15 protein-coding genes are annotated in these 14848 nt (G+C 70.6%); 9 read left to right on the forward strand and 6 right to left on the reverse strand.

What is annotated here, in order from left to right; translation table 11 throughout:
* Window positions 1-2 precede the first annotated feature (2 nt).
* Window positions 3-407 carry a universal stress protein gene (locus ACQUQ0_RS08600; RefSeq protein ID WP_435184558.1) on the forward strand — a complete coding sequence of 135 codons (405 nt, stop codon included), beginning with the start codon at window positions 3-5 and terminating at the stop codon, window positions 405-407.
* Between the two features lie 54 nt (window positions 408-461).
* Here the strand turns inward: ACQUQ0_RS08600 and ACQUQ0_RS08605 are convergent, their stop codons facing one another.
* Window positions 462-1526 carry a mechanosensitive ion channel family protein gene (locus ACQUQ0_RS08605; RefSeq protein WP_435184559.1) on the reverse strand — a complete coding sequence of 355 codons (1065 nt, stop codon included), beginning with the start codon at window positions 1524-1526 and terminating at the stop codon, window positions 462-464.
* A gap of 83 nt (window positions 1527-1609) precedes the next feature.
* Between ACQUQ0_RS08605 and ACQUQ0_RS08610 the strand changes: the two genes are divergently transcribed.
* The 5 genes from ACQUQ0_RS08610 (at window position 1610) to bcp (ending at window position 6356) form a co-directional block, all read left to right on the forward strand.
* The gene (locus tag ACQUQ0_RS08610) at window positions 1610-2350 is read left to right on the forward strand and encodes a proteasome assembly chaperone family protein (protein WP_435184560.1); all 741 of its coding nucleotides are present in this window, start codon (window positions 1610-1612) and stop codon (window positions 2348-2350) included.
* An 86-nt stretch (window positions 2351-2436) separates the two neighbouring features.
* Window positions 2437-3498: an HTH-type sugar sensing transcriptional regulator TrmB gene (gene trmB / locus ACQUQ0_RS08615; protein ID WP_435184561.1), complete on the forward strand. Its 1062-nt coding sequence runs from the start codon at window positions 2437-2439 to the stop codon at window positions 3496-3498.
* Window positions 3499-3552: 54 nt separating this feature from the next.
* Window positions 3553-4710 (forward strand): DNA primase small subunit PriS, encoded by a 1158-nt coding sequence (gene priS / locus ACQUQ0_RS08620; RefSeq protein ID WP_435184562.1) that lies wholly within the window; start codon window positions 3553-3555, stop codon window positions 4708-4710.
* 19 nt (window positions 4711-4729) lie between these two features.
* The gene (locus ACQUQ0_RS08625) at window positions 4730-5824 is read left to right on the forward strand and encodes a DNA replication complex subunit Gins51 (RefSeq protein ID WP_435184563.1); all 1095 of its coding nucleotides are present in this window, start codon (window positions 4730-4732) and stop codon (window positions 5822-5824) included.
* Between the two features lie 58 nt (window positions 5825-5882).
* Entirely contained in the window at window positions 5883-6356 is a 474-nt protein-coding gene (bcp, locus tag ACQUQ0_RS08630; RefSeq protein WP_435184565.1) for a thioredoxin-dependent thiol peroxidase, read from the forward strand.
* 137 nt (window positions 6357-6493) lie between these two features.
* On the opposite strand, the gene ACQUQ0_RS08635 is transcribed toward bcp, so the two are convergent.
* Together ACQUQ0_RS08635 and ACQUQ0_RS08640 are read right to left on the reverse strand one after the other, a co-directional pair.
* The gene (locus ACQUQ0_RS08635) at window positions 6494-8758 is read right to left on the reverse strand and encodes a CDC48 family AAA ATPase (protein WP_435184566.1); all 2265 of its coding nucleotides are present in this window, start codon (window positions 8756-8758) and stop codon (window positions 6494-6496) included.
* Window positions 8759-9007: an Hsp20/alpha crystallin family protein gene (locus ACQUQ0_RS08640; RefSeq protein WP_435184567.1), complete on the reverse strand. Its 249-nt coding sequence runs from the start codon at window positions 9005-9007 to the stop codon at window positions 8759-8761. It lies immediately after the preceding gene.
* A 184-nt stretch (window positions 9008-9191) separates the two neighbouring features.
* Here ACQUQ0_RS08640 and ACQUQ0_RS08645 point away from each other — a divergent pair, with 184 nt between their 5' ends.
* From ACQUQ0_RS08645 to ACQUQ0_RS08655, 3 genes are all read left to right on the forward strand, one after another.
* Window positions 9192-9971, forward strand: a complete 780-nt coding sequence (locus ACQUQ0_RS08645) for an alpha/beta fold hydrolase (protein ID WP_435184569.1) — start codon at window positions 9192-9194, stop codon at window positions 9969-9971.
* Window positions 9972-10050: 79 nt separating this feature from the next.
* Window positions 10051-10329, forward strand: a complete 279-nt coding sequence (locus ACQUQ0_RS08650; RefSeq protein WP_372389839.1) for a DUF5822 domain-containing protein — start codon at window positions 10051-10053, stop codon at window positions 10327-10329.
* 56 nt (window positions 10330-10385) lie between these two features.
* Window positions 10386-11234, forward strand: coding sequence for a translation initiation factor eIF-2B (locus ACQUQ0_RS08655; protein ID WP_435184571.1), 849 nt, complete (start codon window positions 10386-10388; stop codon window positions 11232-11234).
* Here ACQUQ0_RS08655 and ACQUQ0_RS08660 read toward each other — a convergent pair whose 3' ends face one another.
* From ACQUQ0_RS08660 to tmcA, 3 genes are all read right to left on the reverse strand, one after another.
* A complete protein-coding gene (locus ACQUQ0_RS08660) occupies window positions 11235-11726 on the reverse strand; it encodes a GNAT family N-acetyltransferase (protein ID WP_435184572.1) in 492 nt (163 codons plus the stop codon). It lies immediately after the preceding gene.
* 80 nt (window positions 11727-11806) lie between these two features.
* Window positions 11807-12286 carry a DUF456 family protein gene (locus tag ACQUQ0_RS08665; protein ID WP_435184573.1) on the reverse strand — a complete coding sequence of 160 codons (480 nt, stop codon included), beginning with the start codon at window positions 12284-12286 and terminating at the stop codon, window positions 11807-11809.
* Between the two features lie 60 nt (window positions 12287-12346).
* Window positions 12347-14695 carry a tRNA(Met) cytidine acetyltransferase TmcA gene (gene tmcA / locus ACQUQ0_RS08670; RefSeq protein WP_435184575.1) on the reverse strand — a complete coding sequence of 783 codons (2349 nt, stop codon included), beginning with the start codon at window positions 14693-14695 and terminating at the stop codon, window positions 12347-12349.
* Window positions 14696-14848 lie beyond the last annotated feature (153 nt).

The following is a 14848-nucleotide window of genomic DNA, read 5'->3' on the forward strand; positions in this document are numbered from 1 at the left end:
CGATGACGCGCGTCGTGGTCCCCGTCCGGTACCCGCTGTCGAAGCACTCGCGAGCGACGCTGTCGGAGGCGATCCGGATCGCCGACGAGCGGGAGGCCGAGCTCACGGTGCTGCACGTCGACCTCTACCAGGAGAGCCACGGCGTGACCCGCGCCGAACTGAAGCGCGCGGTCGAGGCCGCCTTCGGCCCGCAGGACCGGACGCGGTACGTGGTCCGGCGGGGGTTCCTCGTCGAGGCGACCATCCTCGAGGAGGTCGCGGCCGACGAGGCCGACATCGTCGTCTTGGGCTCCAAACAGGCGAGCCGGTGGCGGAACATGCTCAGACGCTTCCTCGACGACCCCGACATCGAGTCGTACCTCCGCGAGAAGCTGGAGTGTACCGTGATAACCGTCCAGGCCGAGTAGGGCGCGACGCCGCGGCGTCGGAGCCGCCGACTTTGTGGCCCGGCGACGCGGGAGTCACTCTCCGCCCGGATCCGACGGCTTATCCCCACGAGAGGAATCGCCAGAGGGTGATCCGCCAGCGGCGTCGACGTCGCGCGGTTCCCGACGCGTCGCGGGCGCCGTTTCGGTGGCGAGGTCGGATCGGTCCCCTCGCTTCCCGACCGTCGCGTCCAGCGTCCCGCTCGTGTCGTCGAAGACGAGGTGACGGTGCGGGTACGCGAACTCGACGTCGCCGTCGGTCTCGGCGACGCCGTCCCAGATCCGGTCTCGGACCCGCGACTCGACGGTCGGGATCTTGTACGGCTTGTGCGCCCAGTAGCGCAGCCGGAGGAGCACGCCGTCGTCGGCGAACTCCGAGCGGAGGACCGTCGGCCGCGCGGGGTACCGGGCGCTCCCGATGCGGATGTCCGGACCGCCGCCGATGACCGCCTCGTCGGCGGCGGCGGCGCTGCGCAGCAACTGCTTCGCGCGCTCGGTGTCCGACTCGTAGGTGACGAGGACGTCGAGCGAGAGCCGAACGCGCTCGTCCTCTGCGGAGTAGTTCGTGACCAGCTGATCGCGGATCACCGAGTTCGGAATCACGAGGAAGGTGTTGTTGAGCGTGAACAGCTTCGTGTAGCGGATCGTGATCTCGTCGACGAAGGCGCGGCGACCGTCTGTCAGTTCGATGAGGTCGCCGATCTCGTACGGCTGGTCGGCGAGAATGAACAGGCCGTTGATGATGCTGCCGACGATCGGCGCGAGGACGATACCCAGGACCGCCGAGAACACCGTCACCGAGAGGACCAGGTCGCCGACTTCGAGGCCGAGAATCCGCGCCGCCCCGCCGGCGGCGAGCAGCACGATGCTCACCCGGATCAGGCGCAAGACGGTCTGTGCGACGCTCTGGCGTCGGAACTGCTTGGCGACAGAGCGCCCGATCAGCCTGACGACGTACCGCGAGACGAGGACGCCGAGGCCCAACACGAGGGCGGCCGCCACCACTCGCCACCCCGGGAACTGGAGCCACTGTGGGACGGTGCCGCCGATCGGTCCGCCGGCGGGGGCCGTGGTGCTCGCGGCCGTCGTAGCCGACTGCATATCTCCGTCCACGACGGGGGCGTACAAAAAGCGTTCTTCCCGTCCGGGTAAGGTGATTAGCCGCCGCTCCGCATCACCCCGGTATGACAGGCGCCTCCGACCGCGAGCCCGACTTCACGATCACCCACGACGCCGATCCGAGCGAGACGCTTCTCGTCGGCCTCTCGTCGTTCGGCCTCGCGGGGCTGACCGCCGTCGACTACCTCGTCGATCACCTCGACCTCCGCGAGCAGGGCCACCTCTCGGCGGAGGGGCTCCCCACCGTCACGCCCTTCGAGGACGGTCGGCCGCGACACCACACCCGGCTGTTCTCCCGCGACGACCTCGACGTCTCGGTCCTCGTCGGCGAGCTGTTCGTCCCCGTCGGCGCCGGGCGGGCCTTCGCGGACGCGATCCTCGACTGGACCGAGGCGAACGGCGTCCGCGACGTGGCGATCCTCTCGGGCGTTCCGATCCCCCACGGGCCGGACGACCACCGGACGTACTACATCGCGACTGACGACTACCGCGAGCGGTACCTCGGGGAGTCCCCGATCCCGCCGATGGGGCGGGGGTTCCTCGACGGGACCAACGCGGCGCTCATCGAGCGCGGCCTCGACTCGCCGCTCGGCGTCTGCACGTACGTGACGCCCGTCCACGCCCGCGTGCCCGACGTCGAGGCGTCGATCCGCCTCGTCGAGACGGTCCAGTCGGTGTACGGCCTCGACGTCGACGCTGGCCCGCTCGAAGCGTTCGCGGGCGAGATCGAACAGTACTACGCCGAACTCGCCGAGCGGATGGACGCCCGCGACGAGGACCTCCCCGAGGATCGGATGTATATGTGACCATTATCCGTAGAAAACGACGTTTCGGAATCTAGTGCTACTCGAAGCATAGTAAATTGTAAGTGGGCGCGACGAGACGGGCTCGTATGGCAGACGAACTCCGGACGACGCTCGAACGCGTCGGAGAGCGATTCAACCTCGGCGAGTACGAGATCGAGGCCTACCTGGCCGTCCTCGAACACGGCGAGTTGACGGCCTCGGAGATCGCCGACGGGACCGAGATCCCCCAACCGCGGGTGTACGACACCGTTCGGAGCCTCTCGGACCGCGGCCTCGTCGAACTGCGGGAGTCGCGGCCGATGAAGGTCGTCGCCGTCGACCCCGACGACGCCTTCGGGAACGTGAAGCAGTCGCTCGACGACCTGGTCTCGGAACTGGAGGCCCGATACACCGCGCCGGCGCGGGACACCGAGGCCGTCTCGCTCGTGAAGTCGCGGTCGACGATCCTCCGGTACATCGAGGAGATCATCGACGACGCCGAGTACGAGCTCGTGCTGTCGCTCACGCCGGACCTCCTCCGTCGCTTCCGCGACGACCTCGCGGCCGCGATCGACGACGGCGTGAGCATCGACCTGCTCGTGACGCCCGCCTCGCGCGCGCCCGACCCCGAGGAGTTCGACTACCTGGAGATCGCCACCGTCGCGCGCGCCCGCCGCGGGATCACGACGCCCGTGCTGGCGGTCGCCGACGGCAACTACTCGATCTACGCGACCCAGGACGCCCTCCGCGACGACCGCGACCGCTACGGCGTCATCTTCAACCGCTCGGCGCTCGGCTTCCTGGTCTCGGGCTTCTTCGGGACCGTCCTGTGGACGACCGCGGAGACGCTCGTCGCCGACGGCAAGCGCCGGCCCTTCCCGCGCCGCTACGCGTCGATCCGCCGCGCGGTGAAGGACGTCCGGGAGTTCGACGGGCCGTTCTACGCGTCGGTGACGGGCCGGGACGTCGAGACGGGCGACCCCGTCCTCGTCGAGGGCGAGGTCGAGACGACGACGTTCGAGGAGACGGAGGAGGTCGCCTCGCTCCGACTGGAGAGCGAGGAGGGCATCCTCGAAGTCGGCGGCCTCGTGGCCTCGCTCGAAGACGTCGAGGCCCAGGAGATCATCCTCGGCCGCGACGGGATCCCGGACCGCGACCAGTTCGAGTGACGTCGCGCGGAGACACAACGGCTTTACCCCTCCCTTCGCAATCGGATGTGACTGATGGAGTCGCGCACGCGGACCTACCTGGAGGGGCGGTTCGGCGACTACTACCGCCGGAGCGACGTCGCCCTCCCGCCCGCGGCCGAGCGCCGCGAGTGGGGGCACATCCCCTGGAGCGCGGGCTCGACCACGATGGTCCGACACCAGTCGTTGCTGGACATCGGCGACCTCTCGGACTTCCTCCACCGGACCGCGCCGCGGCACGTCTACTTCTCGTCGGCGCGCTTCGCCGACCCCGGTGCGGGCTCGATGGACGAGAAGGGCTGGCAGTCCGCGGACCTCGTCTTCGACCTCGACGCCGACCACCTCCCGGGCGTCGATCCCGCGGAGGCCTCCTACGCGGAGATGCTCGCCGCCTGCAAGGGGGAGCTCCTGAACCTCCTTTCGTTCGTCGACGACGACTTCGACTTCTCGGACGTCACGGTGGTCTTCTCCGGCGGCCGGGGCTACCACGTCCACGTCCGCGACCCCGAAGTCCGGGGGCTGGACAGCGAGGCCCGCCGGGAGATCGTCGACTACGTCCGGGCGATCGACCTCGACGTCGACGGCCTGATCGAGACGCGCTCGGTCCGGGGGACGACCCGGCGGATGCTCCGCCGGCGCGGCGGGTGGGGCGCCCGCGTCCACCGGCGGCTCGTCGACCTGGCCGAGCGCCTGCGGGAGATGGACGAGGGCGACGCGCTCGATCGCCTCCGGGAGCTGGAGGGGATCGGCGCCGGGCGCGCGGAGACGATCCTCGGCCAGATCGAGCACAACTTCGACGCCATCCGCGAGGGCAACGTCGAGGCCGGCGGCCCGGGCACGCGGATCCTCGTCGAGGCGCTCGCCGAGGAGGCGATCGAAGCGGAGACCGCGCCGATCGACGAGCCCGTGACGACGGACACGAAGCGGCTGATCCGCCTGCCGGGGAGCCTCCACGGCGGGTCCGGCCTCGCGGTGACGCCGCTCGACCGCGACGAGATCGAGGCGTTCAGGCCGCTTGAGGACGCGATACCGGACCGCTTCCGCGGGCGGGAGATCCGGGTCTCTGTCACCGAGCCCGGCCCGGTCGACTTCGACGGCGACACGTTTACTATCCCGGAGAGAGAGCAGTCCGTAGAAGAGTGCCTCGGGATCTTCTTGATGACCCGGGGGCGCGCGGAGAAGATCAAAGAGTGACACGAGCGAGGGACCGAGAATGGATCTAGACGAGCTGCGGAGCGTCCAGCGGACCGAGCGCCAGAAGGACAGCCTCCAGCACCTCCGCGACTCGTTCTACGAGGACGTCGCCGACTACATCGCCGACCGGAAAGCAGAGCGCAAGCGCCTCGCCCAGGATGCGGACGACCCGTTCTCGGACCCCGACGTGGGGCGGCTGACCGACGAGATCGAGACCGCAGAGGACGTCGTCGAGGCCATCTACGAGCGCCGCGTCGGCAAGGTCGTCAAACTGGCGTCGTTCGCGGCCGCGGATATGAACGCCGACACCGGCGGCCTGACGGCCGAAGAGCGGAACCTCTTCGAGGACCTCGTGGCGCGGATCAAGGGGAACCGCGAGACCGTCCTCGACGTCCTCGCCGGCGAGGGAGGCTCGTCGGGGGAGTCGCCGGCGACGTCACCGTCGACGCCGTCGGAATCGGCCGCGGCCGGCAGCGCGGACCCCACGCCGGCCGACCCCTCGCGAGCGCCCGAATCGGAGCCCCAACAGGGCGCGTCGCCAGCGGCGGACGACGGCGCCTCAGCGTCCGACGGGACGCCGCCGACGCCGGACGACGTCCTCGCCGAGGCGATGGGCGGCGGCTCGGCCTCCGGCGAGGCCGCGTCCGCGGACCCGACCGAGAGCGAGGGATCGGATCCGACGGTCCCCCCGGACGCCCCGCCCGACGCGGTCGCGGCGGACGCCCCGGTCGTCGGCGACGAGCAGAGCGACCAGGGCCCAAACCGAGAACCGACGGACGGTGACGGACGCGACGGGGCTTCCGACCCGCCGGGCGGACCGGATGCCGTCCGCGACGGAGGCGTCGCCGCGGCCGCCGACTCGGGAGGGTCCGCGACCGACTCCGCTGGTGAGGTCGCCGGCGACGACGCGGCGACCACTGCCGAGTCCGCGTCCGACCCCGACGCCCGAACCGGAGACACAGAGCGCGTGACGCTCAAGATCACAGAGGACGTGGGCCGGATCTTCGGCGTCGACGAGCGGGAGTACGACCTCGCCTCCGAGGACGTCGTCACCCTCCCGACGACCAACGCGGGGCCACTCATAGAGCGGGACGCGGCCGAGCGACTGGAGTGAGTCGGCAACCCCCGCGGTCGAACGGTACGTTCAAGCGGCCGAGCGCGGAACCCCCACTGTGCTCGACCAAGGCGCCCCCGCACCGAACTTCGAGTTGCCCGACCAGTACGGCGAGCGCGCCTCGCTCGCGGACCACCGCGGCGAGTACGTCGTGGTCTACTTCTACCCCCGCGCCGACACGCCGGGGTGTACGACCGAGGCCTGCGGCTTCCGCGACGTCTACGACGAGTTCGAAGCGCGCGGCGTGACGGTGTTCGGCATCAGCGACGACCCCGTCTCCGACCTCGCGGACTTCGCCGACGACTACGACCTGCCGTTCCGACTGCTCTCCGACGAGGACGGCGCCGTCGCGAGCGCCTACGACTCCTACGGCGAGAAGAATATGTTCGGCAACACCTTCGACGGCGTGTTTCGGAACACCTACGTCGTCGATCCCGAGGGCGAGATCGCGCTCGCCTACGAGGGCGTTTCCCCCGAGGACCACGCCGTCGAGATCCTCGACGACCTGGCCGACCTCGGCGTCGACGCCTGAGGTGACGACACCGCGTTTCCGGTGAAAGAAACGGTAAACGGCGGGTTAGTTCTTCTGCTGTCTCGGCGACCAGATCCGCGAAAAATCAGCGTTCGGTCCGGCGTGGAATCCGGGATCCGGAATCCGATCGGCGGGCGCTACTGGAACGTCCGGTTGACGCCGGCGTCGGGTTCGCGCTCGACCTCGTTCTTCTCGAAGCGGTCTTCGATCTCCTCGTAGCGCTCGCGGGTCTCGGCCGTGACGCTCGGGCCGACCTCGTCGAGCGCCCGCTCGAAGTGGTCCATCGTCACGCGGACGTTGCCGATCGAGTCGGCGACCTCCTCGCGGGAGACGCTGTTGATGAACTCCCGGCTGGCGGCCATCGAGGCCTCGCGGCAGACCGCTTCGATGTCGGCCCCCACGTAGCCCTCGGTCCGGCGGGCCAGCGAGTCGAGGTCGACGTCGTCGGCCAGCGGCTTGTGCTCGGTGTGGACCCGGAAGATGGCCCGGCGGGCCTCCTCGTCGGGGACGGGCACGTGGACGTGGCGGTCCAGCCGGCCCGGCCGAAGGAGCGCCGAGTCGATCAGGTCCGGGCGGTTCGTCGTCGCGACCACGACGACGTCCTCCAGGGTTTCGAGCCCGTCGAGCTCGGTGAGCAGCTGGGAGACGACGCGCTCGGAGACGCCCGAGTCGCCGGTGTTCGAGCCGCGCTCGGTCGCGATCGAGTCGATCTCGTCGAAGAACACCACGGTGGGGGCGTTCTCGCGGGCCTTCTTGAAGATCTCGCGGACGCCCTTCTCGGACTCGCCCACGTACTTATCGAGGAGTTCGGGCCCCTTCACCGAGATGAAGTTCGACTCGGACTCGTTGGCGACGGCCTTCGCGAGCAGGGTCTTCCCCGTGCCCGGCGGGCCGTACATCAGCACGCCCTTGGCGGACTGCATGTCCATCGCCTCGAAGACCTCGGGGTAGTCGAGCGGCCACTGGATCGTCTCGCGGAGGCGCTCCTTCGTGCCTTCGAGGCCGCCGACGTCCTCCCAGGTGACGTCCGGCACCTCGACGAACACCTCGCGGAGTGCCGAGGGCTCGATGCCCTTGATGGCCTCCTTGAAGTCGTCCTTCGTGACCTCGATCGAGTCGAGCACGTCGGCGTCGATCTCGTCGGATTCGAGGTCGAGTTCGGGGCGGATCCGCCGCAGCGCGGTCATCGCGGCCTCCTTCGCGAGGCTCTCGATGTCGGCGCCGACGAAGCCGTGGGTGTTCTCGGCGTACTCGTCGAGGTCGACGCCCTCGCCGAGCGGCATGTTCCGCGTGTGGACCTGGAGGATCTCCTTCCGGCCGTCCCTGTCGGGCACGCCGATCTCGATCTCGCGGTCGAAGCGGCCGCCGCGCCGGAGCGCGGGGTCGATCGCGTCCACCCTGTTGGTCGCGCCGATGACGACGACCTCGCCACGCTCGTCGAGGCCGTCCATCAGCGACAGCAGTTGGGCGACCACGCGCCGCTCGACGTCGCCGCCGGCCTCGCCGCGCTTGGGGGCGATCGAGTCGATCTCGTCGACGAAGACGATCGCCGGTGCCGACTCCTCGGCCTCCTCGAAGATCTCGCGGAGCTGTTCCTCCGATTCCCCGTAGTACTTCGACATGATCTCGGGGCCCGAGATCGTGTGGAAGGAGGCGTCGATCTCGTTGGCGACGGCCTTCGCGATCAGGGTCTTCCCCGTGCCCGGCGGGCCGTGCAGGAGCACGCCCTTCGGCGGCTCGATGCCGAGCCGCTGGAACAGTTCGGGGTGCCGCATCGGGAGCTCGATCATCTCCCGCACCTGTTCGAGCTCCTGGTCGAGCCCGCCGATGTCCTCGTAGGCGACGTTCGGCGTGTCGCTCTCGCCCTCGCCGGCCTCCGATTGGATCTCCTCGGCGGGCGTCTGGCTGATCGTCACCTCGGTCGAGTCGGTGACGACGACCGTGCCCTCGGGCTCGGTCGAGGCGACCTTCAGCGGGATCGGCTGATTCGACGCGGACATGAAGCCGAATCCGAAGGGGACGCGGATGTTCTGGCCCTGGGTCACGGGCTGGCCCGCGAGCTTGTCGCGGAGGTGCGCGCCGATGTTGCCGCTGATCCGGAGGTTCTGCGGGAGCGCGACCGAGACGGACTTGGCCGGCTTGATGTCGGCCTTCTCGACCTCGACGCGGTCGTCGATGCCGACGTTCGCCTGCTGGCGGAGGCGCCCGTCGATGCGGACGACGCCGGAGCCGGTGTCCTCGGGGTAGCCGGGCCACACGCGGGCGGTGGCGGTGCCTTCCGTGCCGTCGATGCGGATGTAGTCGCCGCCCTCCAGGCCCATCTCCTCTGCGGCCTGGCGGTCGATGGCCGCGAGTCCGCGGCCGGCGTCCTTCTGCTTGAGGGGCTTGACAGTGAGCTTCATCTATTTTTCACCCGTGATGGTGAGTACGCCGTTGTTCGTCGTGACCGATGCCTCGGGTCCGGGGAGTTCGAACTCCGCCTCGGAGACGCCGTCGTCGGTCTCGGCCACGACGATCGCGGTGGCGCCGACGACGTCGACGTCGAGATCCTCGTCGGCGACGCCGAGGTCCGCGACGAGAACCCAGCTGTCGTCGTATTCGTACCGGCGGACGATCCGCTCGTCCCCACCGGCGAGTTGCGTGTTGCTCATCGTTGATTCCTAACTCCAGGTTAGTCGCTTGAGTATTTAAATCTGTCGTACATAAATCGAAGTACAGCGGCGGGTACTGCGATTGACCGGTCGAATTGCAGTTCGGGTTCCGACGTCGGTGGCGTCGGTCGATTCCGTTCAGTCGTTCGAGGCTTTATGACCCTGCCTCGCGAACCGAGGCGGTATGGACACGGTCACACACCACGGTCGGGAGACGGCCTACCGGACGGTCGATCGGGGCGGCCCCGGGCCCGCCGTCCTGGCCGTCCACGGGAGCGGCGGCACCCACCGGGTCTGGACGCCGCAGTCGGCGCTGGCCGACGAGTATCCGATCACCGCGCTCGACCTCAGCGGCCACGGCGAGAGCGACGACGTCGCCGCGCAGCCGGGCTACGAGACGCTCTCGGCGTACGTCGACGACGCGGTCGCCGTCGCCGAGGCCGTCGACGCCGACGTCATCCTCGGCAACTCCCTCGGCGGCGCCGTGGCGCTCCAGGCCGCCTTGGAGCGGGAGGTCGACCTCGACGGACTGCTCCTCACCGGGACCGGCGCGCGGCTCCCCGTCCTCGACGACGTCCTCCAGTGGGTGAAAGACGACCTCGATCGCGTGATCGAGTTCTTCCACGAGCCCGACCACCTGTTCCACGACGCCGACGAGCGGACCCTGGAACTCTCCCGGAAGGCGCTCCGGCGGACGGGACGGGCCACCCTCGAACGGGACTTCCGGACCGCCCACGGCTTCGACGTCCGCGACCGCCTGGGCGAAATCGCCGTTCCCGCGCTCGCCGTCGTCGGCGAATACGACCGCCTCACGCCGCCGCACTACCACGAGCGGCTCCGCAAGGACATCCCCGACTGCGAACTGCGGATCCTCGACGACGCGGCCCACCTCGCGATGCTGGAGCGACCGGACGCCTTCAATGACGCCGTCGCCGACTTTCTGGACCGGCGCGTGGGAGACTGATCCGCCCGGCCGCTCGGCGCGGAGCGCCGCGACGGCCCAAATCGGCACGCCTTTGCGCCCGCGCTCGAAGGCCGGAACCGTGCAGCCAGTCGAGACGTCCGATCCAGACGGGGTCGACTACGGGTGGGTGATGCAGACGACGTTCGTGCTCACCATCGTCGTGGGCGCGCCCGTGGTCGCCCTGCTCTCGCTTCGGACGCCGCTTCCGACCTGGGGCGCCCGCGTCGAGTTCGCGATCCGCGTCGGCGCCGTCGTCTGGATCGTCGTCGCGCTCGCGGTGTACGCCTACGCCCGCCGCTTCGACGCCGGCGACGGCGGCCGGGACCCCGACGAGATCGACGGCGACGAGGGCTCGTAGGGGTCGCGGTCCGCCGCCGTCGGAAGGTCTTTCACCCGAGTCGCCCACGCTCAGGTATGATCGACGAGACCATCGCCGAGATCCGGGAGATGCAGACGCACAGTTCGTCGGTCGTCGCCGTCAAGGCGACCCAGGCGCTCTCGGAGCTCGCCGCCCGCGATCACGCGACCGTCGAGGAGTTCGAGCGCGACCTCGAACGGAACGCGAGCGCGCTCAAGCGGGCGAACCCCTCGCACGCCTCCCTGTTCAACGCGATGGAGACGATCCTGGTGAACGTGGTCGACCGGAAGGACACCGTCGAGGAGGCCAAGGAGCTCCTCGACGAGGTCATCGACCGCGTCGTCGAGGACGTCCGCGAGGGGAAGTCCCGCGCGGCGCAGAAGGCGGTGCCCACCTTCGAGGACGGCGAGACCTTCCTCACCCACGACTACTCCTCGACCGTGCTGGAGGCCGTCGAGACGGCCGCCGGGGAGGGTCGCGACCTCACCGCCTACGTCACGGAGGCCCGCCCGCGATTCCTCGGTCGCAAGACCGCCCGGCGGCTCGCGACGGTGGGCGGCATCGAACCGCACCTGCTCGTCGACGGCGCGGCCGGCTCGTTCCTCGGCGAGTGCGACCGCGTGATCGTGGGGATGGACTGCATCCTCCAGGACACCCTCTACAACCGCGTCGGCACGTATCCGATCGTCGCGACCGCGAACCACCTGGGCGTGCCGGTCACGGTCGTCGGCTCGGCGGCGAAGATCGTCGACGACGGCTTCGTCTTCGAGAACCAGTACCGATCGCCCGCGGAGGTCTCTCTGGAGCCGGTCGAGGACGTCCTGATCGAGAACCCCGCCTACGACGCGACGCCGACGGACCTGATCGATCAGGTGATCACCGACAACGGCGTCCGCGAGCCCTGATCACTCGCCGACGACCGACCGGCGGAAGAAGTCGGCGAACCGCTCGCGCAGGGTCGCGCCGTCGCCCAGTCGAAGGTAGTACGCGTCGCCGCCGTCCTCGTAGTAGCCGGTGATCCGCCGCTGGGTCTCGAAGCCGAGGTGCTCGTAGAAGGAGAGCGCGTCCTCGTTCGTCGCCCGCGCGTGACAGGAGATCGAGTCGTGATCCTGGAGCGCGGCGGCGACGAGGCGCTTGCCGTAGCCCTCGCCGCGGCGCTCGGGCGCGACCGCGAGAAAGAGGATGTAGCCGTCGCGGCGGACCGACGCGAAGCCGACGAGGTCGTCCTCCTCGAAGAGCAGGTGGTCTTCCGCGCGCCGGTAGGCGTCGACGAAGAACGTCCGCCGCTGTTTGAGGACCCCCTCGCGCTCCCGGATCCGCTCTTTGAGGTCCCAGGCGGCCTCCGCGTACTCCGCGGATCCGGGGGCGTCCACCCTCGTCTCGACGTTGACGCTCACACTCCCGTATAGACCCACGACCGATATAATTCCACCGTCGGTTCGGAATCCTGCCGGCGCGTCGCCCCCGAGAGAGCCGATCAGAACGCGACCACGAGCGCGAGCGCGACGAGGACCGAGCCGGTCAGGAGGACCTGCGCGACCGTCGAAGCGAGCACGCCCACCGTCGAGTAGAGCGCGACCCGGAGGCCCGCCTCGGCGTCGGCGTGCTGGGCGAACTCGACCGCAAACACGGTCGCCGCGAGACCGAACACGAAGCCGACGGGGCCGGCCACGAACAGGAGCACGACGCCGACGACGACCGCGGCCGCCGTCGTCGCGAGCGAAGCCCCGCCGGCCCTGGCGGCGATGGCGCCGCCGAAGTAGTCGACCGCCATCGTCAGGAGCCCGACGGCGACGAGGGCGACGACGACGGGGAGCGAGGGGTCCGCGTACCCCGTCGACCACCAGTACAGCGCCACCGCCGCGACGGAGAGCGCCCCGCCGGGCAAGAGCGGGAGCGCGGCGCCGACGACCGCGAACGCGGCGAGGCCGAGCGCGAGCCACGCGAAGGGGTCCATACCCGGGAGTCGTCGCCGGCGGAAATGAAGCCGGCGGCTCGGCGGCATCCCCGTCGACGCCTACCCCTCGAACCGCGCTCGCTCCCGGCGGACGACGTCGCGACCGGCGCCGTAGCGGTCGACGAGCGTCCCGCACGCCGAGCCGAACGCGCGCATACACTGCCGCGTCGAGACGAAGTCCAGTTCGTCGGCGACGTCGCCCCAGGGACGGATCTGCAGGACCTTGCGCACGAGCAGTCGCTCCTCGCGCGGCGTCAGTCCCACCCCCTCGCCGCCGGAGTCTCCGCCCGCGGGCGCGCCGACGAGCGCCGCGAAGGCCAGCCGTCGGAACGCGTCCGGTGCCGTCGCGTACTGACCGGGGCCCGCGGCGGCGCCGACGACGACGCGCCACTCCCGATCGGAGAGCGCCGGCGGCTCCTCGGGCGGCGGACACGACGCCAGGGCGGCGCGGACCACGTCCGGGTCGGCGTCGCGGAGCTGGTCTCCGAGGACCCCCGGCGCGCGCCCGCGGAACCACCGCGCGTGTCGGTCCCGGAGCTGCCGTCCCGCCTCCGAGAGCGGACCGAGCATCAGCGCGGAGTACTCGCCGCTGGACTCGTTGCGCGTCGTCGAGAGGTGGACCGTCTCGAAGCCGTTGCGTTCCCAGAAGGAGCACAGTTCGGGCGTCGCGCCGTACCCCACCCCGAGGTAGTCGGCGGCGCCGTCGAACTCCGCGCGGATCTCGTCGAGGAGCCGCGACCCGAGCCCGCGCGAGCGGGCGGCGTGGTGGGTCGCGATCCGGACGACGCGGTAGCCCACGGGGACGCCCGCCGCCTCGTCCCGAAGCTGGCTCGTGAACACGTCAGGCAGCATATTCCCCCGGACCCGCTCGCCCTCGTACATCGCGCTCCGCGTCTCCGCGTCGAGCCCGCCCTCCCGAGCGAGCAGCGCCACGCTCACGACGTGGCCGTCGTATTCCAGCGCCCGCACGCGGAGGTTCGGCGCGTCGAGCAGCCGCGCGAGGTCGTCGGGCTCGGTGCGGTAGTGCGCCAGGACGAGCAGGCCGAACACCTCCCGGAGCAGCGATTCGTCCGCGGCGAGCTCGTCCGGCGTGAGCCGGCGGTAGGCGATCGACGACGGCTCGGCGTCGGCGACGACCTCGTCGACCGGTGGGTGCGCGTCCAGAAGCAACGCACGGAAGGCCCAGGTCTCGACCGGATCGCCGGGCGCGTACCGGATCGGCTCCCGCATCGAGACGTCGGTCACGGCGTGGGGCGCCTCGGTCAGGTCGTCGCGGAACCGCACCGAGAAGCCCCGACCGGCGCCCTCGTAGCCGTGGACGGTCGTGACGAAGGCGACGGCGTCGGCGTGCAAGAAGGCAGAAAGCAGCCGAACCGGAAGCGCGGCCGCCTCGTCGACGATCACGGCATCGGGGGCCTCGGGGAGGTCGGCGGCCTCCGCGGGTGGGGCGAAGCGAACGCGGCCGCCGCCGGTCGCGACGAGGTCGGCCGCGGCGCCCTCGCCTCCGCTTCCGTTCTCCGCCCCTGCCTCATCGAGCGCGCCGAGCGCATCGAGAAGCTCCCGGGCGCGGGCGAAGACGTCGGCCGCGTTCCGCCGGTCCGGCGCCGTGACGAGGACGTCGCTCCCTCCAGCGGCGAGCGAGCCGGCCGCGAGCCCCACGGCGCTGGACTTCCCGCGCCCGCGGTCGGCCTCGACGACGACCGCCTGCGGCGTCCCGACGTCGCGGTCGCTCTCCCCCGCTCCGTCCGGCCCCGCGAGCGCCTCCAGCGCGCGGACCGCCCGGCGCTGATCCGTCGTCAGACACGCTTCGTATGCGGCCTGGGGGAACCGCCGCGAACTTTGACCGGAGGGCGTGATCGCCGTCGAGGAGCGACTCGCAGCGGTGGACACACCGGAGTCGTCGGGCCGCCGCACGATTGTCCCCGCGTCGACGTCGACGACCGCGACGCCCGGATGCGTCCGCAGGGTCTCGACGAGCCGGCGGCGGAAGCGACCGCCGACGTCGTCGACGCCGTACGGCGGGACCGCCAGCGACGCCTCGAAGTCGCCCGGCCGGTCGGGCCACTCCTCCAGCGGCGGCGTCAGGAGAACGAACAGCCCGCCGCCGTCGACCGTCCCGACGAGGCGGCCGACGACGTTCGGCGAGAACGACTCGTGGGCGTCGCAGATCACGGCGGTCCGGGTCGTTCCCAGGAGCTCTCGTGCGCGTTCGGGTGCGACCCGATCGAATCTGAATCCCTCTCGGGCGGTGACGATTGTGACCTCGTCGTCGGGGACCTCGGCCCCCTCGACGGCGTCGAAGGCGGCGTCGATGCCGGCCTCGCGCGCGCCGGCGAGGACGAGGAGCCGGCGGTGGTTCGACTCGCGCGCCGCGTCGCGGAGGGCGGCGGCGAGGGCGGCGACGCTCATACCCGCGGAGAGACAGCGGTCGCGTAAGGGAATTGCGCTCGGCGCGGCCCACGGCCCGGGCGAGATTGGTGGCCGGGCGGCGGGACCGGGGAATCCGCGTGTGGTCGCGTGACACGCCAGGGCGCCATTGAAAGCGCTTTTATGGGATCCCCA

Source organism: Halobellus sp. EA9, from assembly GCF_051195055.1.
In the GTDB taxonomy this organism is placed as follows: Archaea; Halobacteriota; Halobacteria; order Halobacteriales; family Haloferacaceae; genus Haloquadratum; species Haloquadratum rubicundus.